13 protein-coding genes and 5 pseudogenes are annotated in these 23,529 nt (G+C 43.6%); 13 read left to right on the top strand and 5 right to left on the bottom strand.

The window, feature by feature from the left end:
* The first annotated feature begins 12 nt into the window (after positions 1-12).
* The 11 genes from flhF to N482_RS04175 all read left to right on the top strand — a co-directional run bounded on the left by flhF (position 13) and on the right by N482_RS04175 (position 10,481).
* Positions 13-1,548 carry a flagellar biosynthesis protein FlhF gene (gene flhF / locus N482_RS04225; RefSeq protein WP_063375888.1) on the top strand — a complete coding sequence of 512 codons (1,536 nt, stop codon included), beginning with the start codon at positions 13-15 and terminating at the stop codon, positions 1,546-1,548.
* Positions 1,541-2,401, top strand: coding sequence for a MinD/ParA family ATP-binding protein (locus N482_RS04220; RefSeq protein WP_023401816.1), 861 nt, complete (start codon positions 1,541-1,543; stop codon positions 2,399-2,401). Before flhF ends, N482_RS04220 begins: the two co-directional genes overlap by 8 nt.
* 2 nt (positions 2,402-2,403) lie before the next feature.
* On the top strand, positions 2,404-3,138 hold the full coding sequence (locus N482_RS04215; protein WP_063375887.1) for an RNA polymerase sigma factor FliA: 735 nt from the start codon (positions 2,404-2,406) through the stop codon (positions 3,136-3,138).
* A 47-nt stretch (positions 3,139-3,185) separates the two neighbouring features.
* Positions 3,186-3,569: a chemotaxis response regulator CheY gene (gene cheY / locus N482_RS04210; protein WP_010364893.1), complete on the top strand. Its 384-nt coding sequence runs from the start codon at positions 3,186-3,188 to the stop codon at positions 3,567-3,569.
* A gap of 21 nt (positions 3,570-3,590) precedes the next feature.
* A complete protein-coding gene (locus N482_RS04205) occupies positions 3,591-4,355 on the top strand; it encodes a protein phosphatase CheZ (protein WP_063375886.1) in 765 nt (254 codons plus the stop codon).
* A gap of 15 nt (positions 4,356-4,370) precedes the next feature.
* Positions 4,371-6,647 (top strand): chemotaxis protein CheA, encoded by a 2,277-nt coding sequence (locus N482_RS04200; protein ID WP_063375885.1) that lies wholly within the window; start codon positions 4,371-4,373, stop codon positions 6,645-6,647.
* Positions 6,648-6,730: 83 nt separating this feature from the next.
* Positions 6,731-7,891, top strand: coding sequence for a protein-glutamate methylesterase/protein-glutamine glutaminase (locus N482_RS04195; protein ID WP_063375884.1), 1,161 nt, complete (start codon positions 6,731-6,733; stop codon positions 7,889-7,891).
* A gap of 60 nt (positions 7,892-7,951) precedes the next feature.
* Positions 7,952-8,737, top strand: coding sequence for a ParA family protein (locus tag N482_RS04190; protein WP_063375883.1), 786 nt, complete (start codon positions 7,952-7,954; stop codon positions 8,735-8,737).
* On the top strand, positions 8,730-9,527 hold the full coding sequence (locus tag N482_RS04185; RefSeq protein WP_063375882.1) for a chemotaxis protein CheW: 798 nt from the start codon (positions 8,730-8,732) through the stop codon (positions 9,525-9,527). The genes N482_RS04190 and N482_RS04185 overlap by 8 nt, the downstream gene beginning before the upstream one ends.
* Positions 9,528-9,551: 24 nt before the next feature.
* A complete protein-coding gene (locus N482_RS04180) occupies positions 9,552-10,049 on the top strand; it encodes a chemotaxis protein CheW (RefSeq protein WP_023401824.1) in 498 nt (165 codons plus the stop codon).
* Positions 10,050-10,481: a DUF2802 domain-containing protein gene (locus N482_RS04175; protein WP_419555006.1), complete on the top strand. Its 432-nt coding sequence runs from the start codon at positions 10,050-10,052 to the stop codon at positions 10,479-10,481. It abuts the gene before it with no gap.
* A gap of 84 nt (positions 10,482-10,565) precedes the next feature.
* Here N482_RS04175 and N482_RS26045 read toward each other — a convergent pair.
* From N482_RS26045 to N482_RS24705, 5 pseudogenes are all read right to left on the bottom strand, one after another.
* Positions 10,566-10,832, bottom strand: a pseudogene (locus N482_RS26045) (IS3 family transposase); the annotation flags it as partial.
* Positions 10,833-11,499, bottom strand: a pseudogene (locus N482_RS25465) (IS110 family transposase); the annotation flags it as partial.
* 285 nt (positions 11,500-11,784) lie between these two features.
* A pseudogene (locus N482_RS25460) lies at positions 11,785-12,397 on the bottom strand (IS3 family transposase); the annotation flags it as partial.
* Positions 12,398-12,420: 23 nt separating this feature from the next.
* A pseudogene (locus tag N482_RS24050) lies at positions 12,421-13,279 on the bottom strand (IS982 family transposase).
* Between the two features lie 89 nt (positions 13,280-13,368).
* A pseudogene (locus N482_RS24705) lies at positions 13,369-13,572 on the bottom strand (transposase); the annotation flags it as partial.
* Positions 13,573-13,933: 361 nt separating this feature from the next.
* Between N482_RS24705 and N482_RS04145 the strand changes: the two are divergent.
* Both N482_RS04145 and N482_RS04140 read left to right on the top strand, forming a co-directional pair.
* A complete protein-coding gene (locus tag N482_RS04145) occupies positions 13,934-15,361 on the top strand; it encodes a hypothetical protein (protein ID WP_063375876.1) in 1,428 nt (475 codons plus the stop codon).
* The coding region (locus N482_RS04140) for a SpvB/TcaC N-terminal domain-containing protein (protein WP_081227737.1) at positions 15,358-23,529 on the top strand (8,172 nt) is incomplete at its 3' end. The genes N482_RS04145 and N482_RS04140, both read left to right, overlap by 4 nt.

The raw sequence follows: 23,529 nt of genomic DNA, 5'->3' as shown, positions 1-23,529 counted from the left end.
AGGTGCTGAGTCATGAAGATTAAAAGATTTTTTGCAAAAGATATGCGTACTGCTTTAAAAGAAGTTAAAGATGAGTTGGGCGCAGATGCAGTGATAATGTCGAACAAAAAGTTAGCTGATGGTGTAGAGATTGTAGCAGCCATCGATAACGACAGAGTGGCTGCAAAGCCGCAAGAAGCTGCGCCTCAAGCAAATGTAGAATCTGCGCCTCAAGCTCAGCCTACTTATAGCCAACCAGCAAGAGTAGTAAAACCACAGGCTCGTCGTGCCCAACCTGAGCCTCAAGCTAGAGTTGCTGATAGTCTCGAAGCGCTTTTAGAGCGCCAAGCTCCTAAACCTCGTTCGCCAGAGCTTGCGTCTATGTTCTCTCAGTCAGGTATTGATACAGGTGACCTTTTTGCACCTAAAGAAGAGCAAAAGTCCAATTTTCAGCAGTCAGACTTTCATCAAGCGGCTCAGCAGCAGGATTATCAGCAAAATAGTATGGCAGCTTCTAGACCTCAAGCAGCAGCGCGACCTGGGCGCCAGCCTGAGCCAATTGCGTCTGATTGGGGTTTTGACGATGATCTTGAATCTGGTTTTGATGCGCAACCTGTTGCACGCGAACCAAAGCAAGATGAAATGAGTTCAATGAGAGATGAGATGAACGCTATCCGTCAGCTACTTGAATATCAACTATCGGGCTTAATGAAACAGGAAATGGAACGTCGTGACCCAACCAGAGCATGTTTAGTAGATAGACTACAAGGTATGGGCATTAGTGCGGATGTTGCTGAACAGATGGCATGTTTTATCCCAGATGATGTGTCTCGTAAAGAAGCATGGAATGCATTGCTAAATATGGTTGTAAACCAGATGCACACCACAAATAATGACATTCTGCGTCAAGGTGGTGTTTATGCCATGGTTGGACCAACAGGTGTTGGTAAAACAACGACCGTTGCAAAATTGGCTGCATTAGGGGCACAAAAGTACGGTGCAGACAAAGTAGCTCTAATTACAACAGATACATACAGAATTGGCGCTTACGAGCAGCTAGCAACTTATGGTAGAATCATTGGTTGTCCGGTTAAGCAAGTTAAAGATGCAAACGAGTTAGCAGAAGTTCTTTATCATTTGCGCAATAAGCGTCTAGTATTAATAGACACAGCGGGTATGAGTCAAAGAGACCTGCGCTTGACTGAACAGCTTAATACATTGATGCGCAGCTCAAGAGTAGATATTCGCAGTTATTTGGTACTGAGTGCAACTTCTCAAATGCATGTTTTGCAAGAGACAGTAAATCACTTCAAAAAAGTGAATCTAAGTGGTTGCATTTTTACAAAACTTGATGAATGTCTAAGTTTGGGCGAGATTATTAGTATTGCGATTCAAAATCGCTTACCAATAGGGTATCTTACCAACGGACAACGAGTGCCAGAAGACATTCGTGTAGCAAATGCTCAAAAATTAGTTAAAAAGGCTGAGCAATTGTATTTAAAAAGAACAAAAGCACAACATTCACGACGTGAAGCAGTGGCGTGTCAGACAGTAGGAATGTATGATTAATACAGTTTTAGATCAAGCAAGTGGCCTGCGTAAAATGAACCAAAAAAGTAACCACGGAGTAAAAGTAATAGCAGTAACTGGTGGTAAAGGAGGAGTCGGCAAGACCAATGTTTCATTGAATACTGCAATTGCGCTAGGACAACAGGGCCATCGAGTTTTAGTTTTGGATGCCGATTTAGGATTGGCTAACTGTGACGTGATGCTAGGTTTACGAGTCGAACGCAATTTGTCGCATGTGTTGTCAGGTGAGTGTGAACTCGATGAGATTTTAGTTGAGGGCCCCGCTGGAATTAGAATCGTGCCAGCGACTTCAGGTTCCCAGAATATGGTAGAGCTTAGCCCTGCTGAGCACGCAGGCCTTATTCGAGCATTTAGTGAACTGAGCAACGACTTTGATGTGCTGATTGTTGATACCGCAGCTGGTATCTCAGATATGGTGTTAAGTTTCTCGCGTGCTGCGCAGGACGTCATGGTAGTGGTATGTGACGAGCCAACCTCAATTACCGATGCATATGCTTTGATCAAAGTTTTGAGCAGAGAGCATGGCGTATACAAATTTAAAATAGTAGCCAACATGGTCCGTAGCCTTCGAGAAGGTCAAGAATTGTTTGCTAAACTATCAAAAGTGACAGACAGGTTTTTGGATGTTGCTTTAGAATTGGTTGCGACGATTCCTTTTGATGAAAATATGCGTAAATCCTCAAGGCGTCAAAAAACCATCGTAGAGCTCTATCCCAACTCTCCAGCCGCTGTAGCGTTTAGAGGTTTGGCGAGTAAAGCCGTTAAATGGCCTGTTCCCCATCAACCGTCGGGGCACTTAGAGTTTTTCATTGAGCAATTAGTTAACGGGTAATTATGGCTACACCGGTCAATCGAATGGCGGGATATCAATCAGCGGACCACTTAAATAAAGTGGTCGAGCGTCATACACCTTTGGTCAAAAAAATCGCATGCCATTTGCTAGCCAGATTGCCTGCTAGCGTTCAGCTAGATGATCTTGTTCAATCCGGTATGATTGGTTTAATTGAAGCAACAAAAAACTTTGACGCGAGCAAAGGAGCTAGCTTTGAAACCTTTGCTGGCATTCGAATCCGTGGTGCGATGCTTGATGAAATACGCCGTGGAGACTGGGCGCCTCGCTCAGTTCACAAAAACAGTCGTTTAGTTGCAGAAGCGATCGCTGAGCTAGAGTCTATTCTAGGTCGAGAGCCTAAAGACACGGAAATTGCTGAAAAACTTGATATTCCTTTAGATGAGTACCATCATATTTTACATGATGTAAATGCAAGTAAAATTATCGGAATAGAAGACTTAGGTGTCGACCAAGACGTAATTTCACCTGCGGACAATGATTTAGCGCTAGACAAACCATTCAATAACGTTAAGAATGAGCGCTTTAATGAGTCGTTGATAGATGCAATAAAAACATTACCGGAACGAGATGCGATGGTTTTGTCTTTGTACTATAACGATGAAATGAATTTAAAAGAGATTGGCCACATTCTTGATGTGAGCGAGTCTCGAGTGAGTCAGATTCATGGTCAGGCAATGATTAAACTCAGAGCCAAAATTAATGACTGGATCAATTAGAGTACATTTTATAATTTTTATAGGTTCAAACCTCACCGGAGGAAGTTTTGGATAAGAACATGAAAATTCTCGTGGTTGATGATTTCTCTACGATGAGAAGAATAATCAAAAACCTGTTGAGAGACTTAGGCTTTACAAATGTTCAAGAGGCTGATGACGGTAGCACTGCGCTTCCGATGTTGCAAAATCAAGAATTTGACTTTGTTGTTACCGATTGGAACATGCCTGGTATGCAAGGCATCGATCTGTTAAGAGCTATTCGTGCAGACGACAGCCTTAAACATATACCTGTTTTGATGGTAACCGCTGAAGCCAAAAAAGAACAAATCGTTGCGGCTGCACAAGCTGGTGTTAATGGGTACATTGTAAAACCTTTTACTGCTGGAACATTGAAAACCAAGTTAGAAAAAGTTTTTGAACGCTTAGGCTAGTAACGAGTTAAGGATAGGCTTATGTCAGAATCCTCTGCGCCACAAATTACATTAGAGCAAGCTAAACAACTTGTTGAGTATCTTGAGAATGGTGAACAAGAGAAGGCCGACCAAATACTAATTGAAGCAACTAATAAAGAGCAATCTGAGTTATTTGCTGAAGTCGGTAAATTGACGCGTCAATTACACGAATCTCTGAAAAACTTTGAGTTAGATACTCGCTTGTCAGATCTAACCACAGAGGCCCTTCCAGACGCAAAACAGCGTTTAAACTATGTCATGGAAATGACAGAGAATGCTGCTAATAAAACAATGGATGCAGTGGAAGCGAGCCTACCGCTTGCTCAAGAGCTAGCTGATGAGCTCTCAGAGATAAAACCTACTTGGGATAGGTTAATGAGTCGTGATATACAGCTTGGAGAGTTTAAATCTCTTTGTCACGACTTGAACGACTTTATGCAGTCTTCACAAGGCCGTACAGACGAATTACAATCGTTGATGACGAACGTTTTAATGGCTCAAGACTATCAAGATTTAACTGGTCAGGTTATTCGTCGGGTCATTGAACTTGTCAGAGAAGTTGAAGACAGCTTAATACATCTGTTAACCGTATTCGGTGCAGCAGAAGTGGGTCAACTTACCGCGGCTCCAAAACCACAAGAAGTAGTTGAGACCACTGATGAACTATCTGGTCCAGAAGGGCCAATCATTGACGCAGAAGAGAGAGATGATGTTGTCTCTGGTCAAGATGAAGTTGATGATCTGTTATCTAGTTTGGGTTTCTAATAGGAGAGTATAATAATGAGCTTTGAAGTCGATGAAGATATCTTACAAGACTTTCTTGTTGAAGCTGGAGAAATACTCGAACTGTTATCTGAGCAACTCGTTGAATTAGAAAATAACCCAGATGACAAAGATTTACTGAACGCAATATTCAGAGGGTTCCATACTGTTAAAGGCGGAGCTGGATTTCTGGGTATGAACGAGCTCGTCGATGCTTGTCATGGTGCAGAAAACGTCTTTGATGTTTTAAGGCAGGGACAGCGCTCAGTTAATCCTGAATTAATGGATGTAATCCTGCAGTCTTTGGATACTATAAATGATATGTTCGCATGTATTCAAAATCGCGAACAACCGGAGCCTGCTGACCAAGAGCTACTCGATGTCTTACATAAGCTCAGTCAGCCAGAATCTGCTGACGAAGCGCCTATTGAAGCAGCTGCGCCAACCGCGCCAGCTGAACCTCCCGTTGTTGAAGAAGCACCACAGGAAGTGCCCGTCGAAAATGATGTTTTCTTTGATTTAGATGGTAGCAGCAATAGTGCACAAGAGGATAAAGCGAGTTCTGATAGTATCGATGAGATCTCCGAAGAAGAATTTGAAAGCCTGTTAGATGAACTGCATGGCGCTGGCAAAGCTCCGACGCCAGAAGGGCAAGCCGCACCAAAAGCTGAAGCCCCCACAGCTCCTAGCAATGCTAATGATGGTGATATCACTGATGATGAGTTTGATAGTCTATTAGATGAACTCCACGGTGTTGGTAAATTTGGTGATGGTACCAATGAGCCTGCACAATCGGCCCCTACTAGCCAACCAGCGGAACCAGCAGCATCTACAGGCGGTGACGATGAAGAAATCAATGATGATGACTTTGAAGCGCTGCTAGACGAGCTACATGGCAAAGGGCAAGCACCTAAAAACTTAGAGGACGGTGAAGAAAAAAGTGCAGCTCCTAAAGCGCCTGCTGCACCAGCCCCGCAAGCGCCGGTCCCACCAAAGCCTACGCCAAAACCTACGCCAAAACCTTCTGCGGCAGCAAAACCAGCCCCGGCAGCAAAACCAGCGCCAGCAAAATCAGAGCCAGCAAAATCAGAACCTAAAGCCGCAGCCCCTAAAAAGCCTGCAGCTCAAGCGGAAACAACCGTACGGGTTGATACTAAACGACTAGACCAAATCATGAACATGGTTGGTGAGCTTGTTTTAGTAAGAAACCGATTAGTTAGCCTTGCTAATAACAGCAATAGTGAAGCCATGGGCAAAGCGATATCAAACCTTGATGTTGTAACCGCCGATCTTCAGGGTGCTGTTATGAAGACAAGGATGCAGCCAATCAAGAAAGTGTTTGGTCGTTTCCCTCGCGTTGTAAGAGACTTGGCGAGAAGCCTCAAGAAAGATATTAATTTGATTCTTGAGGGTGAAGATACCGATTTAGATAAAAACTTAGTAGAGGCGCTAGCTGATCCACTTGTTCACCTTGTTAGAAACTCGGTTGATCATGGTATTGAGATGCCAGATGTGCGTGAAGCAGCAGGTAAGGCAAGAACAGGTACAGTTACACTTTCAGCATCACAAGAAGGTGACCATATTCTTTTAACCATCAGAGATGATGGTGCAGGTATGGATCCAGAAAAATTGAAGAAAATTGCGATTAGCAAAGGTGTAATCGACTCAGATCAAGCAAGCCGATTATCTGACACCGAAGCTTACAATTTAATTTTCGCGCCAGGCTTTTCTACTAAAGAACAGATTTCTGATATCTCTGGCCGTGGCGTTGGGATGGATGTTGTTAAAACAAAAATCACTCAACTTAATGGTCAAGTAAACATTCAGTCTGAATTGGGTGTGGGTACTATTTTAGAAATCAAAGTACCGCTTACGTTAGCTATCTTACCAACGTTGATGGTTATGGTTGGCGAGCAAACATTTGCTCTACCATTAGCCGGTGTGAGTGAAATCTTCCATTTAGATTTGACCAAAACCAATGTAGTTGATGGTCAATTGACTATTATTGTTAGGGAAAAAGCTATTCCGTTGTTTTATCTGGAACATTGGTTAGTCAAAGGCACCGATATAAACCAGAAAAAAGCAGAAGGTCATGTAGTAATAGTTCAGATAGGTACTCAGCAAGTCGGCTTTGTAGTGGACTCGTTAATTGGTCAGGAAGAGGTTGTAATAAAACCTCTGGACTCACTTCTTCAAGGTACTCCTGGCATGGCAGGTGCAACGATTACATCTGATGGCGGCATAGCCCTGATTTTGGATGTACCAAGTATGTTGAAGCATTACGCGGGCAAGTAGTTTTAGGTATTATTTGCCATCACCGAAAAGTGGTGCCGTGTGCACCACTTTTCGGATCTGTAACATAAAAAAGAGCGATGCCAATGGCAGTTAAAGTATTAGTAGTTGACGACTCAAGTTTTTTTCGTCGTCGTGTAAGTGAAATACTAGAAAAAGATACTGGAATTGAGGTAATTGACTTTGCAGTCAATGGCCAAGAAGCTGTAGAGAAGGCGAGCAAGCTACGACCAGACGTAATTACAATGGATGTTGAAATGCCCGTGTTAGATGGCATTAGCGCTGTTAAAAAAATAATGCAAAGTAACCCAACGCCTATCTTAATGTTTTCTTCATTAACAAGAGAAGGTGCAAGTGCAACATTAGATGCACTAGATGCAGGTGCGGTAGACTTTTTACCCAAAAAGTTTGAAGATATCGCAAGAAACAGTGAAGAAGCTATACGAGCACTGCAAAACAAAGTTAAAGAAATCGGTCGAAAGCGTGTAAGTAGATTCACTAGGCCTATTTCTCCATCCAAACCGGCGGCTATTTCGAGCACATCAAGTTTCTCGCCAAAGCCTGCTAGCAGCACTCGCACAAGCTCAACGGTCACACAGCCAGATAGGAGCTTCCAAAAAGCGGTACCAGAAACGACCCCTCAGCGAAGTTTTAAGGCTTCTGGCAAGTCATATCAAGTGGTTGCAATTGGTACCTCTACGGGTGGACCAGTGGCATTGCAAACGATTTTGACGCAATTGCCTGCTAACTTTCCACACCCCATTCTATTAATTCAGCATATGCCGGCAGCATTCACCCCAGCTTTTGCACAAAGGCTTAACAGTCTATGCAAAATTAAAGTGAAGGAAGCTGAACAAGGTGACAGGTTAATGCCAGGCGTTGCCTACTTAGCACCAGGCGGCAAGCAAATGATGGTTGAATCTCGCGGTGGCAGCAAAACCTTAAAAGTATTCGAAGACGATAGTCCAAGAATTACCTATAAACCTTGTGTCGATGTAACTTTCGCAAGTACTGCTAAAGCCTATTCTGGTGATGTATTGGCAATCGTTTTGACAGGCATGGGCGCTGATGGCAGAGATGGTGCGAGGATGTTGCAACAGGTCGGCGCTACGATTTGGGCGCAAGATGAAAAAACCTGCGTTGTTTACGGCATGCCTCAAGCTGTCGCAGCAGCTGGCTTGTCCTCTGAGAGTTTGGCTCTACAGGACGTAGCGTTGCGTATCAACAAAGAGTTAGGAATTGCTTAAGTTATACTGATTATTAATACAGCTTAGCCATGACAAATCACAAAGGAATAAAATAATAAAGTGAAAATTTGGACGGTTGCTAATCAAAAAGGTGGCGTGGGGAAAACGACCACAACGGTAAGTCTTGGTGGTATTTTAGCTGCGCAAGGCAAGAAGGTATTGTTGATCGATACCGATCCCCATGCATCTTTGACATATTACTTTGGTATTGACTCAGAAGACCTTGAAGTGAGCGTGTACGATATTTTTATACGTGGCTCCAATATGGCAAGTGAAGAAATACTACAAGCTTTATGTCCATCGACGGTAGAAAATTTGGATATTCTGCCTGCGACAATGGCTATTGCCACTCTGGATAGGAGTATGGGTAATCGTTCTGGCATGGGCCTTGTTTTGAAAAAGGCGTTAGCAAAAATCAGTGATTATTATGATTACGCAATTTTAGATTGTCCCCCTGTACTTGGGGTTTTGATGGTCAACGCTTTGGCCGCGAGTGAGCGTATTTTAATTCCTGTTCAAACCGAGTTTTTGGCACTTAAAGGGTTAGACAGGATGATGCGGACGATGACATTAATGCAAAGTTCGCATTCTAAGCAATATCAATATACTATAGTGCCAACAATGTACGATAAGCGTACCAAGGCATCTTTAGAAGCATATAAGTCTCTTGTAGAATCATACAAAGACAAAGTATGGTCTGGAGTAATCCCAGTAGACACCAAGTTTAGAGATGCAAGTTTGGCTCAACAAGTACCGATACAGTTTTGCCCTAAGTCTCGAGGGGTATATGCTTATAAGGCGTTGTTAGAGCATATTGGTGAACTGGAAAGAGGTAATAATGAGTAAGCACCTGTTTGCGAACGAACAAGTGATGAAACAATATCTAGGAGCCTTGTTACAAGAAGAGGACGAACAGGATGTTGCGCTTGCACCCGTTGCTAGGTTGCTTGAGTCTGTGCCTGATGCGCAAAAACAAGTGCAAACTGCTCCTAAAGTCAAAATTATTGAGCAAGCTGAGGCAAAAACAGAAGTTCAAATAGAAGAGAAAGTTGAGCCCGAAGTTAAGCCTGTTGTAAAAGATCTACAAGAATCTACGGTGGCACCAGCCCAAGAGCTTGAGATAACTGAAAATACAACTATTATCAAAGAACAAGCACCAAAATTGAGCGCTGCGAAGGATGCCTTCATTGAGGGTGAGTTCCAAGCATTGTTCTTTGAGGTAGCGGGACTAACACTAGCTGTCCCGTTACAGTCTCTTGGTGGTATTCATCAATTAACAGAAGTAAACCAATTATTTGGTAAGCCAAAGTGGTTTAAAGGGGTTATGCTCAACAGAGAAGAAAAGCTTAATGTGGTGGATACGGCTCGTTGGGTTATGCCTGAAAAGTACACACCAGAGCTTGAGGAGCAGCTTAATTACCAGTATCTAATTATGCTGGGAGATAGCCCTTGGGGGCTGTTAGCTGAAAAACTGGTAAACAATATCACACTGACTGCTGACGACGTTAAATGGCGAACAGCATGTGGAAAGCGCCCATGGCTTGCGGGCGTGATTAAAGATAAAATGTGTGCGCTTATTGACGTAGAGAATTTAAATAGGTTGCTAGAACAAGGCCTCGATAGCCGAGAGCAGTAACTAGCATCAATCTGGAGTTTAATCATGAGTCAAGAAAGAATACTTTCTGCAGATAAAAATGCCGATAGTAATGATGAAGTCCTACAGTGGGTGACATACAAACTAGAGGAAGAAACTTACGGTATCAATGTGATGCAAGTGCAGGAGGTACTTCGTTACACTGAAATCGCGCCAGTTCCAGGTGCACCGAGCTATGTGCTGGGTATTATCAACCTGCGTGGTAACGTCGTTACTGTTATTGACACGCGCGCAAGGTTTGGCTTGATGAGCGCAGAAGTAACAGATAACTCTAGAATAGTCATCATTGAAGCTGAAAAGCAGGTTATTGGTATTCTAGTTGATAGTGTTGCTGAAGTTGTTTATTTACGCAGCTCAGAAATTGACAGCGCGCCGAATATTGGCACAGAAGAAAGTGCGAAGTTTATCCAAGGTGTATCTAACCGAGAAGGTGAATTATTAATCTTGGTCGATTTGAACAAACTACTCAGCGACGATGAGTGGGATGAGCTGAGTCATCTTTAAATCGTGGCTGCAGTAACTTTAGACGATGTTTTAATCGTACTAGTCATTGCCTCAAGCTTTATCAGTATTCTGTGCTTGGGGATTTTGTTTGTTTTTAGTAAGCGTATACAACAAAGCCAACAGCACTATGCAAGGCTACAAAAGCAAACACAAAATGATGCTGATCAAATCAGCATTCTAAGAAGTGAAATTGCTGAGGTGAGAGCCAGCGTCTTGAGTATTGGTAAACGACTGGTTGCTTGTGAGGGGTTTGCTAAAGAACTTGCTCAACAACAAGCGGCTCAAAAATACGATGATCCAGACGCTAAAATATACTCCAGAGCCGTTAAAATGGTGGAGTTAGGCGCTGACCTTGAAGAGATTATGAGAGAGTGTGAACTGCCAAGGGCAGAAGCTGAATTGCTTATGTCTCTACACAACAAATCGCAATAAAAAAGGTGCCAAGTGCACCTTTTTTCAAAAGATTCCGCAGATTTTTTACGTCTAGTAAAATGAGAAAAGCTCCTCTAGTTCTGCTCAAGTTAAACCGGACACTTTCCTAAAGGAATTTTCATAGTTAATTGGCGACATATCGTTGTTAGCGGTATGCGACGGTCTACTTCATAATATCGCATATAACCTGCGACATCGTTTTTCATGTGCTCTCTTGTCGATTGCGGTACTTTCAGTTACCAATCATGCTTTAGGCTGCCGAAGAAGCGTTCAATAACAGCATTGACGCTCTTATGCCCATAAACTCGCCAGCAGCTTACGATAACGCTTGCTAGTGTACTGTGAGCCTCTGATCATTTTATCTAAATCAGAAATTTCATCGTGAAGCTCAATGTATCTTCTAGCAAGGGATTTTAAAGTGATCCTATATACGGTGGTGCTAATATCTTTGTAATTTGTTAAGTCAGGTCGTGTCGTGTTGATGCAAGCGTACGAATCAAACTCATTCTTGTCATATGTCTAAGAGTTTCACGTAACTCATCAGGAGCTGACACGATGCTCGTTCTTATCATCTGCAATGCTACTGTTCTAGCGGCCACAGCACTTTTACGGCAGCTTTTTAAAACTCTAAGAGATTCAACCATACCATCTCTTGTTTTTGGTGTAACTGTACGTAATTTGCTAAAAGCATCATGTGCTGCATTTTCAGCATTAAAGTATCGTTTTTTCGTCGTCTACGGCGATCCGAATTGTCTGGTGAAGTGACTTCTAAAACATCAACCCCGCTGCTTTGCATATAACGCAATAGGCCTAAACCATATGTGCCAGAGCACTCAATTCCCACTCGTGAAACTCGACCAAATGACGACATCCACATAAGCATTTTCTTATATCCATACCTAGTTGTTGGAAAGCTTTCGCTAGATAGTACTTGGTTTAATTCATTAACTACGGCAGCGACATGGATGTCCTTGTGGGTATCAACACCACCCACAACAAACTCTTTGATCTGATTCATAACTTGTTTCCTAGGTTGCAGTCAATATGGATGAGAGCACCAAATCAAATACTTGGACATGACAGTAATGAGATAATCAACAGGCCCTTCTTGAGTCACAAATACTGAAGAGGTTATCCTCACCAAGCAATGAAACTAGGCAATCGACAGATCCGAGGAATGACACAAATTAATGGTCTATCGCTATGAGAGTTAGAGAACCTAGTACATTGTTGGTACCATGTATTAAGCATGAACCATTAATGAATGATTAATACAATAAAACAAAGCTAGAACATTATTACTATCGCTATGAAACACCAAGCCCTTAGGAGGTTGGCGCAAATTATAGGCTTTCATCATGGCTTTGCTGACTAAGTCAGTCGTCATGCGTTTATCAATATGCCAGCCAACAATGCGTCTGGGATATAAATCCAGGACAATCGCCAGATATATCCAACCTTCGACAGTTTTCAGGTAAGTCACGTCGCCCGCCCAGATGTGATTGGGGGCAACAGGATTAAAGTTCTGGTTCAACAGATTATCAGCCACAGCATCACTGTGTTTACGCTTGGTCGTAACCTTGTAGGCCACACGTTGCGTAACCACTAAACCTAGCCATCAGTTTTTGTGTGCTATAGTCACTGATTTTAAAGCCCTCATTGCATAACCGTTTCCGCAGCTCTCGATAGCCTAGGCTGTTTCGGCTTTGTTTAAATATATCCTTTGCCCTGCGATACAAACGCAACTGCTCAGCAGTGATAATGTCAGTAGGCTTATTAAGCCAAGCGTAATAGGCTGAACGACTAACATTAAAACTCTTACAGAGCTGGCTAACCGGATAATTTGAAGCTAGCTGTTTAACGGTTTCAAACGCTACTTGGTTTCCTTGAGCAACAGGGCACTGGCCTTTTTTAATATAACCTCAGATCTACATAAGAATTATAGCCGAGTTACTTTTATACTCGGCTTTTTAGCCTGAAAGGTATAAGCAATTAATCCAGCCATTAAATTAACCATAAATGAGATGCAGCTTCGGTGCCTTGTATGGTCTATTTGAGCCATGTTTTTTTAGCTGATCGAAAACAGTTTCAATGATGAAGCGTTTTGATAGCATTGCTCTATCCCAAGATAAGATTGGCTGACGTTTCATATTACTTCGTTGACCTGTAATAAAGTCAATGTCTTGCTTAGCAAGTTCCGCTTTTAGGCTTGCAGATACATAGCCTTTAGCGTATAAGCCACCTGTAACATTCTCGACCATATCTAGCATTGGCTTTCTATCATCAACATTCCCAGCGGTCACTTTTACGGCTAGTAAACCACCTTCGTCATTCATGATAAGGTGAAGTTTAAAGCCATAAAACTAGCCCATTGTACCTTTGCCTCGTTTGGCTTCGCCTGCAAAAACTTGGTGGCGAGGAATACGCATGTTGTGACAAACCTTAAGTGAAGTTGAATCAATAAATACGATGCCTGTTGGCTTATCAAAGCGCGGCTTTAAATAACTACACAGAGCGGGTAAAGTAGCCTGAAGCAACTTCAACATACGCGTATAACTGACTAAATCAGGAAAATAATGTCGCCAATACTGGCAAAAAAATTTGGTGTAGTAAGTTTTAAAGTCGCGATAACCCGATTGATGAAAAGCAATCAATATAGTCATGACTTCGCTAGAGGCTAGACGAGATAGCTTAATGTGCTGCTTTTCACCGGATGCTATGAGGTGCTTAAGCCACTGAGGTTCAAAAAATAAACAAAAATCATCGACATCTACGTAAATTGCATCTAAGCTATCCATGCCCTTGCATTGGTAATCTTATGTTTCTTGGTCGAAAGATCTGATCACCGCAAGGGCATTTAGTTCAATTTTTTATACGCAGCTCATGTTAATATATCTTTTTCCATCCTCAGCTCCTTATTTTCTTTGCGAAGACGGAGCAGCTCGGCACGCTCATTCCAGTTGTAAAGCAGCTTATCTGTTATCCCTAATGACGCCGCCGCTTTAGGCACGCTATAGCCTTGCTCGGTAACCAATGCGACAGCTTCTTGCTTAAACTCGTTGGTATAAGTTCTGTTTTTTCGTTTTGTCATGTAACACCTCAATATCAGGATTATATTCTTTTATTGAAGAGTCCGGTCTGATTAAAGCAGATCATGTTCTATAAGGTTCATAATTACGGTCAAAAATAAAAGCTGTGGCTATTTGATCATGTTTTTTAACAAAGTGCGATCCCACCCTGAACATTTGTAGGGCTCGTAGGAGGTAAGTAACTCGTCAAATTTAAATATTAAAATGTTAATATTTAATGTATTTAAATTATATATATTGTTTATGTTGTTTCATTGATTTATAATTGTAACTTTATATTCACATGGAGGTGGGTTTAAGTGCTTGGCTACTTTTTATTAAATTCGCTTCAGAAAATTTAACTCGTTGTTTGGTGATTTAAAAATGAAGTTGCTGCACTTTATTAGTCTGTTTTTACTCTCCACGTTATTTATTAAATATGCTAAGGCAAACACTTTTGAGCAAGCCTTTGCGCCCATTATTCAGGGCGACCATATTATTTTTATTCCAATAGAATTACAGCCAAATCATCCTGATTACTTTTCGATAAAGCCGCAAGATGGCAGCGATTTATTAGCTTGGCATTTTGAAAAAGACGCACATTATTATCAAATAGAAGCCTTAGTCAATGGCCAGTGGCTAACTTTAAGCCTCAATGTGATCACTGCATTTTATCATGTACCTCTCTCAACAGGTGCGACGTCTTATCGAATTCGCGGGTGCCACAATCATGGGTGCTCTGAATGGAAGGGGTCTAATCGTACGGTATCAAAAGAAACAGATCTTAATGCGTTTTACGCGGATAGCATCGCGGTTGATAAGTTTCATTCGGTCACGTTGAACTGGGTAGTGCAAGGTGCAAGCGCTGTGTCTATAACAAGTAATCATGGCAGTGAGTATAATAACTTAAACCCTGATAATGGCAGCCTCAGTATTGATGTTTACAAAGAAACAACTTTTACATTGAGTATTGCTGATTTTAATGGTCAGAAAAAGTACACTGAAATCACAGTGGGTGTTATACCAGAACGAGTGGTTAATAAAAGTACGAAAACTGAGCATGTTCAACCGCTGTATGATATTAATCAGGATATAATTCATAAAACATTAGTCGCTTTTGACGATGCGATTTATTTTGCTACTCATGATAAAAAGTTAGTACATTATCGCTATGAACCCGATGCTCAGACAGAGTCCAAATGGCAATTAATATGGGAAAAACCTCTCTCTGGAGAGATAAGCAACCCTCCGACACTATATAATAACAAGCTGTTTTACTCAGTGAGCATTTTTGGTGGTAAAAGTCAGGTATGTAGTGTGTCACTGGTCTTATTTTCGCAGCATACCTGTACTCAAGTTAAACAAGCCCAACTCTATGCAAGCCCTGTTGTTGTCGATACCACATCCTTGCCTCAATCCCATCTCAGCTGGTTACAAAAAAACGGCATTACGCCAATAGAAAGCCAAGCTGTAAATGGCATTTATGTGTTTTACGCAAATGGGGATATCGCGCTCCATTCGCTTAATGATTTGAGCGCGCAGCCACGTAGTTTTGCATTTCCTCAATCAATACAAAACGAGATTATTGATACCCCAGAATTATTCATTGGTGCACCAAATACCACCAGTGCTGGGTGGTTGCAATTTGCGGTGCGAGATGGCAACCGACTGCGTGGCTTACAAGTGCCCATCGCACAAAGTGGCAATTCATTACTGGAGCGTGCAATGTCGCTCTTTAGCTTTGATGACGCTGAGACTTCGCAGCCACAGAATACACAAACCCTTAATCAAGCATGGAGCGCAGAACTATGAGCGTATTTCAAACCATTATTGGGGTGATAGCCTCGAGCTTGCTGTTCATTGCGCCTATTGTGTCTGCCAGCAATTGTGTGAATATGGCCGATGGCGCAACCATTCAACAAGGGGATAGTTATAGTTACTTGGCTGATTTGGAGGGGTCTCGAAATGGACATGCGGATCCTCACCATCATGCTTGGAGGTACAGAGACCCTGCGATAACGGGGTTCTCTCCTCAAGTTACTCTAGATCGCTTTTATGTCACTGATACAAGTGGAAGATTAGTCGAAACTCCCCGTCATAATCGATTGGCTGTTAGTTGGCCAGCAGCACCTGCCCATTTTGATTTATGTATCACAGTTCATGATTTGAAGCCGGGCAGTTATGTATTAAATTTAGCCCGAAAAGAGCATTGGATTTGGTTAAATGAGGGGGCAAAAGATGACCCTAGCCCCATTTACAATGAAGAATCAGGGATTGTACTTTATGACTACACCGCAAGAACAAGGGTCAATGTCGTTGCCAAAACGCTCCCTACGGTCAGTGTACAAAGTGTTGAACCTAGAGTAGGTGATAATAACCCTGACAACCCAGTCAAATTATCGTTTAAAGCAACCGATGCCGGTAAAGACATCAGCAGCTTTTATGTCACGCGCAGCTATTCCATCACTAAAAATGGCACAACGACAACGACCAACGACAATAAAGCATGTCAGATTAGTGCCAGCAACAGTCTTACTTGCAATATTACCGACACCGTTGAAAGTGATTGCAAAACATGGGGCTGTGAAGTGCGTTGGCAAGCGTTTGTTGAAGATAAACTCGGCAATAAAGCCTCAACTGACGAGGTGTACACTAAGTATTTGGCGCAAAATACAGCACCGGTGATTCAAACCTTTAGTCCAAATAAAAACAGCGTTGCTGAAAACGAAACCGTTACGCTAACCATAGATATTAAAGATGACGATAAACTTGTCAGCTTACAGCTCAAGTCCGTTGACTTAACCGTTAATAATTCAGTTAACAGCCTGAAAAGTTATAACTCCAGCTGTACTGGTACGAGCCAGATCCAATGTACTGTGTCGGTCACCATTACTGAGCCCACTGATATTACCTTGACAGTGTCAGACGGTAAAGAAGTCGTCACTGCGGATTGGAGTATTGATGTTGAGCAGGCTCCCAGCATTAAGAGCTTTACTGTGACACCAACGCATCCAGCAATCGGAATGCCTGTTATGTTGCGAGCCGAAGTCTCATTAGATGAGAAGAGTGAATATTATTTTTGCAAGTTCTTAGGTACCGAAGTTGATCAGTTTGATCCAAGGGTGGGGTGCGACTTTGAAAAACGCGTTGGGAGCTGTGATGTCGCTAACTCGATATGCTCTCTTAGCCATACGCACAATCAATCAGGGAGAGTCACCTATTCAGTGTATGCAAAACGTACAGGGGGAATTCCATATGGTCAATCGCAAAGCGTATATTACCAAAGCGCGCTTAATCTCTATATTTCGCCGCTGTCTGCTGCCGATGCGGTAATTAATGAAGGCGAAAAGTTCAAGTTTTCACTGAACGTGTCATCAGCGTTATTAGATAGACTGACTTCATTACAATCACTTGAACTAAAAGTAGGCAATAAGACAATTCCTCAAAGTGATTATACGATTTTTCCAGCACTGCCCGTAAATCTTGTTCTACCGGGGACTGGCAACGCAACTGTAAACGTTGAATGGCAACCGAGCCCAGATGATTATGCAGATAATATCGCCTTAACTTTTGTTGTAAGTGACAACCATGGCAATCAAGTCGAGAGGACTTATAGAGGTTTAAAAGTTAATTACATTAAGCGGCCAGAAGTCCCTGTCTTTACATTGGAGCCCATTAATACTCAAGGTCAGTATAACGCCCAGTTTAGTGCCTTTGCGAATACGGAGCACTTGCAATTTGAAGCGCAAATTGGCGATGCCACGTTTACTCACTATGAAACCCTCTCCTTAGCCGATGTGGATGTTACAGGGCTTTTAACGTACACCCAAAGTATCAATGCCAAACTAGAGCACCATGGCAAGACATTGCGGGTGCGCGCACGTGGTTACAGTGGTACACCAGGCACAGAAAACTACAGAGAAAGTCAATGGAGTGATTATCGAAGCGCGGTTATTTATTATGAAGCGCCAGCTCCCCTTGTCACGGCCTTTGTGAATTACGAAGTACAAGAAGGCGGCGACTTCACCTTGCAGTGGCGCAATCAAAACGACGGCGCAACGCACTACTATAAAGTACTGTCTTGGCCAGGACTTGCCAATGCAAAAGCAACGGCAACGGTGGTGGAAGAAGGTCAAACGCAGTCGCATGCGCTTTCCATAAGTGCCCGTGAACAGGGGGTCAGAACTTACGAAGTGGTGTCGTGTAATAGTCAGGACGTATGCTTGGGTGGACACCAGCTAACGATTGAGCATATCCCGCCAGTGATAAGCTCAGCCTCGTTTTCTAAGGCGTCGAATGGGTCGTGTCCAAACGAGAGTATGTTAACCATTAACGGCATGGGGTTTCATGCGACCCAATCTGAAGTGGAAGTGCGGATCCGTAATACTGGATACAAGCAGTTTTTGAGTAACAGTGCGTTAACGGTTTCAAGAAATAAAATAGAGGGTAAAGTCAGTAAAGCCATTTGTGAGGCCCTGAGCACAGGGGGCGTGTCGGTGACAGCGAGTAACGGTGTGACGTATCAATCAGCCCCATTATTGGGCGTTATTCAAGTAGATGATGCTGCATCAGATGGGCAAGCCTTATTAGATAGACCATTTTCATACAGTAATAACGGATATTTGTATATCGGTGATAACCAAGGCCTAAAAGCTTATTTCGTCGATATGTCTAAAAACATCAGCGGACTGATAGAAAAAGACCATTTTCAGGTGAGCAATCACCTAGGTGAAGTGAAATCAAAACCACTGGTAGAGAGCTTAAACGGGAAGGACGCCATTTACTTCGGCGCTGAAAATGCCCATTTTTATAAAGTAGACCACCTATTTAATCAAAATCTGATGCTGTTAAAGTGGTTCTTTAAAACCTCTGGGGTTGCCAACGCGCAAGCACAGCTCGATGAGCAAAGTAACCTCTATGTAGGCACATTAAACGGGGTACTTTACTCCGTTAATCCAGAGTCAGGTGCTGTGCAGTGGCACTATAACTTCCCAAACAGCGGTGGCATTGTGGCGCAACCGCAAATATTTGCGCCGCAATGTGTTGATGCGAATGGGGTGCCCGCATCTCCTGAGCAGTGTGATGAAGAAAAATCAACAGACCCGATTATTAACCCAACGATGGTGCGTGTTGTTACCGGCGACGAGCAAGTACATGACATCACCAAGCGTATGATGGGGGCCAATGCCTTTAAATGGCAGGACCTACATAGTCATATCACCCAAACCTATAAGCGTGAATACGAAAACTGGTTGGCCCATCAATGGCAACCGAGTGAAGACAGCGCGTGGTCATTTGAAGTGACCAGAGCGGTGTTCATGCTATTGCAGAAAAACCCGTCAAAAGCAGAGGTCAGCTTTTTAACTTACCTACTTGCCCATGGCCATGTCTTTAATGAAATGGTCAATGCCATGATCAATGCCAATGGGGCATTGCCAACAACACCGAACAGCTATGCGCAGTTTGTGGCGCAGCTTTTTGAGTATGCGAGTGGGACAACGCTGACCAATTCACTGGCCGGTAAAACGCAGGCGCAATGGGTAAGTGCGCTAGAAAGTGGTGAAACCCATGCCAATGTGGCCATTGAAATTTTACGCCACAGTGGCGCGCGTTACACCGATGCTGCCTATAACGCGTTACATTACTTTTATGGTGTATGCACGGGTACCAGCGCGTGTCTGTATGATACAGACAGTGACGGCGATGGGATCAGCGACTGGGTAGAACTTGAGGTGGGCAAACTCCCTTATGACGGCTCCGATGGGCTGCCTGCGCCGACGTTGACTTATGAACACACACCGGGCAAAGCGACTTTTACATTCTCATCGTCAGAGCAGGTCGATGGCTATCGCTTATACGAACGTGTTTCGTCAACAGGCGAGTTTCGTGAAATTGCACGAGTGAGCGCAGAGCAGGTTGGCGAGTTTTTAGCCTATTACAGCGTTCAGCATGAAACCGGTAGTTATCGCTATCGAGCAAGGGCGTGTTTGAGCGCACCGGCGTCTGCGCCTCAAATTACCAATGTGTGTAGTGCTAATTACTCTCAAGAGTTAACCATAGACTTTGCCGATAGTCAGGCAGATGGTGAAATTGGCATTGGTGATTTAGTCGTGAATGTGGCTGAACATAGCGCGATTTCTGCTGAATTAGCTGACACCAATGCGTCATTAGCAGCCACACTGGGTAGCTTTAGAGTGACCGAAGGCGGTAGTGCAAGCTATACCATTCCAATTACATTACCTTCAGGCATTGCTGGTGTGACGCCTGAGTTGAGCTTGAGCTATAACTCGCAAAGCCCACAAAGTGCTTTGGCATTGGGTTGGAGCCTCAATGCAGCAGAGAGTATTGCGCGTTGTCGTCAAACGACTGCGCAAGACGGTGGGTTTAAAGCCATCAATTACGATGATGGCGACCGCTACTGTTTAAACGGTCAGCGACTGATTGAAATTACGGAGCTTGATCAAACCTATCCGACTCATTTGGCGCTATATAAAACCGAAGTCGACAGCCATATTCGCGTATTGCGCCGCGCAGGTGCGACCGCTGACTTTTTTGAGGTACATGGTAAAGATGGCTCGATTAAAACATTTGGTGATACAGACAATTCGCGGGTAACCGTTGAAGCCTATGGGGGAGATGGTAATCAGACCCTTAGTTGGTTGCTGCGTGCTGTCAATGACAATATGCGAAACCCAGATAACGAGATCGCTTATACCTACAAACGTGTCTTTGATGCGGGCAACACACGCGCTGACTCATTACCGCTGCTTGAGAAGATTGAGTACAGTGGTAATACCGTGACCATTGCCTTAGACACTGCCCCATTTGTGAGAAGCATGTCGGTCAATGAAGGCACAAGGCTGCGTGACGATGGTCTAATTAATGGGATCTCTATCAAAAATCATGAACAAACAGACTTAGGGCGCTACGACTTTACCTTTGAAGACGCAGGCAATGGTGCTCGGCTACTGACGCAAGTCAAACATTGTATTACAAGTAGTCACTCAAATTCTGAGGTCTGTAAGCAGCCTGTGAGCTTTGAATACAACGCGATTGATACAAGGTTTATGATAAACACCACTTATCATCGTAATGGGTTAGCAGATAAACCGATTGCCGGTATGGTATTTGCCGATACGCAAGGTGACGGAGCCGCAGAGCAAATAACCCTAGAAAAGCTTGATGGCAGAAACTACCGCTTGTGTGCATATAGTGATGTCGGCGCTGAAATCACGTGTCAACAGATAAGGCGTGGTGTGTCAAACGGTGCGAATAAATACCACTCTGATGACCATTTAGGTCAAGATGATCATGTTTCTATGCTGGCCATGGATATTAAAGGCGAAGGTAAACAAAGCATTTGGATTAACTTTGTGTCAGAGAAAATGGCGTCGACCAATGCCGCTTATTGGCAGCAGTATACGCTTAGCAGCACGAATGCGTTTAGCGCACCTTTTGATCTTCCGTTACTCAATAAAAATACGCCGATGTTTGAAATTAAAGCGGCGGATTTAAATGGTGATGGCTACCCAGACTTAGTCTTTAAAAATGACAAAGAGGGTAAAGATTTGCAAGTCAGCCTTTGGAACAAACGGTTAGGGCACTACCCGTTGGGAACCAACTTGAAAACCAGTCAGAGCAGTAAATGGGGACGCTTTACTCAAAAAGGCACAGATTGGCAGCTGCTTGATATGAACTTTGATGGCTTGGCAGACATTATGTCGCTGACCTGCCCTGTCACAGACAGTTGTGAAGAGGCCAATGCCAATACCATTACGGTGCACTATAACCAAGGTCTTGAAGGCGACTCAGAAAGCAACTTGAACCAGTTTGTCAGTGCGACGGTGGCGGATAGAGGCATGGCTATTGGTGGTGATAGCTTACAGTTTTTAACCCCTGTGGATGTCAATAATGATGGATTGGTCGATATTGCGTATATGAGCAAACATGACACCACGGACACGCATTATTGGCGCGTATTGATTAACCGCAGTAACCGGGGAAATCACCCCTCATTTGAATCTGTGTTCTCACTAGAGGCGGGTAATAAAGACAGCAATAAAGGTGACGTGTCGAATGCCTTACCGCCGCTTATTTCAGATACCGACCGAGACGGGTTTATCGATTTTTACTTTAAAAATAGAACAGGCTCGACGTGGCAAAAATATGAATGGTCACCAGAGCGCTTTTTATTACTTAAAGACGAGTCGAGTGAGTTGACGTTACAAGACTTTGATGCCGAGCAAGGTGACTATGCCTACTTTGCCGACGTGCAAGGGGATATGCGCTTGGACTTAGTACACAAGTCTAAACACGAAGTTACTGTGTTCACGAATGCAAACACACGCGCAACGGATGGTATGCTCAAAGCAATTTACCAAGGTGGCCATGGTCAAACTCAAAATAAAACTGAAATTCAATACCGACTCACGACTGACGAGCCGCTCGACACTGCACATTTTGCAGATATTTATGTCGATGCTGAAGAAGACCTTGCCACCGATACAGCGCGTTTTGACGCGCAAAAATTACGTCTGCAGCCTTTAGTTGGGGCAATGGTCTTGGTGAGCAAGGTGACCTCAGACAGCCCGGCAACCAATAACGCAAGTACGACAAGCAGTGTTGAATATCAGTACCAAGGTGCCAAAGCCCAATTTGGTGGCCGTGGTATGCTGGGTTTCCAAAAAATCTCTACGGTATACACAAAGCAAGGTACGACATTTACAACCCACACCCGTTACCACCAAGCTTTCCCGTTGACTGGCATGCCTTACGCGACAGAAAAGTGGATGAGTAATGCAAATATCGACAAGTCGCTCATCAGTAAGGCGGTGAATAGCTATCAAGTCACTGATGGCACGGCAAACTATAAGCAAGTGTACAGTGACAAGGTCAGAGAGTGTCAGGCGCGGTTAAGTTCAGCGCTTGGTGTCACAGGGTTTAACTGCTCTCAAACCACCACAGTGCAAGATACCTATGGCAACGTGACCAGTACTCAAGTGGCGAATTACGACTATTTTGATGCTGAGGCGTTTACGGTAAATGGAGAGCAAGGGGAGGCGTTAAAAACGTTAACCACCACAAACACCTACAGCACAGATGTGATTGAAAAACGCTTAGGGCGTTTAGAGTCTACAGAGGTCACACACACCACCCCAGATGCCGGCGATAAAACGCTCAGCAGTGCATTTACTTATTATGGTAGCGGCCATGCACATGCCTACATGTTAAAAGATGAAATTGTCGGCTCAAACTTAGGATGTGGTAAAAAGCTGACTAAAACCCATACGTATGACGCGTGGGGTAATACGATTAGGGTGAAAAGCACCACCACAGACTGTGAAACGGGTGAACCACAATCCCGTATGGCGCAAACCACATTTGATGCGGCAGGGCGATACGCAATTTATTCAACTCAGTTTGCACAAAGTTGTGCGCTTGCCGCCGATGGCAGTGCAGATTCATGTGATGGGACGTTAAAAGGCGATGAAGTGGTTGAGCGAAACCGCTTTGGTCAGGCAACGCGCATTAAAGATGTAAATAATGTCGAATCAATCGTCACCTATGATGCGTTTGGTCAAAAGCTCGGGACCTATCACCCCTCTGGTGCACAGTCGTATCGTTACCTTGCCGCGTGTGATGGCACTGAGGCCGTGGCTTGCGCATTTATCTCTCATACTGTTGTCAATGGTGAAACGCTAGAGCGACAGTATATTGACCGAGTCGGCCGTGTACTTAAGCAGGAAAAACGCACCGTACTGGATACCTGGGTGGCCAGCCAAAGTTTCTATGATGAATATGGCCGTGTTGTCACAGTACAAAAGCCACATGAGGCAGGTAAACAGTCGGATATTAATACCCTGTACGACGAATTTGACAGGGTAATAAGTACCGAAGACACCACCTCTGGATTAACAACGACCCACACCTATGGTGATTTTGAGCATATTGCGCAAGTCTCTGGCACGGGTATCACAACA

The organism is Pseudoalteromonas luteoviolacea NCIMB 1942 (genome assembly GCF_001625595.1).
Classification (GTDB): domain Bacteria; phylum Pseudomonadota; class Gammaproteobacteria; order Enterobacterales; family Alteromonadaceae; genus Pseudoalteromonas; species Pseudoalteromonas luteoviolacea_A.
This window is presented reverse-complemented; position numbering and strand designations above follow the sequence as displayed.

Bases quoted from the DNA above. Each gene is read 5' to 3' on its own strand.
- N482_RS04200 (WP_063375885.1), top strand. From the start codon at position 4,371: ATGAGCTTTGAAGTCGATGAAGATATCTTACAAGACTTTCTTGTTGAA.
- N482_RS04220 (WP_023401816.1), top strand. From the start codon at position 1,541: ATGATTAATACAGTTTTAGATCAAGCAAGTGGCCTGCGTAAAATGAAC.
- N482_RS04180 (WP_023401824.1), top strand. From the start codon at position 9,552: ATGAGTCAAGAAAGAATACTTTCTGCAGATAAAAATGCCGATAGTAAT.
- N482_RS04215 (WP_063375887.1), top strand. From the start codon at position 2,404: ATGGCTACACCGGTCAATCGAATGGCGGGATATCAATCAGCGGACCAC.
- flhF (WP_063375888.1), top strand. From the start codon at position 13: ATGAAGATTAAAAGATTTTTTGCAAAAGATATGCGTACTGCTTTAAAA.
- N482_RS04185 (WP_063375882.1), top strand. From the start codon at position 8,730: ATGAGTAAGCACCTGTTTGCGAACGAACAAGTGATGAAACAATATCTA.
- N482_RS04195 (WP_063375884.1), top strand. From the start codon at position 6,731: ATGGCAGTTAAAGTATTAGTAGTTGACGACTCAAGTTTTTTTCGTCGT.
- N482_RS04145 (WP_063375876.1), top strand. From the start codon at position 13,934: ATGAAGTTGCTGCACTTTATTAGTCTGTTTTTACTCTCCACGTTATTT.
- N482_RS04205 (WP_063375886.1), top strand. From the start codon at position 3,591: ATGTCAGAATCCTCTGCGCCACAAATTACATTAGAGCAAGCTAAACAA.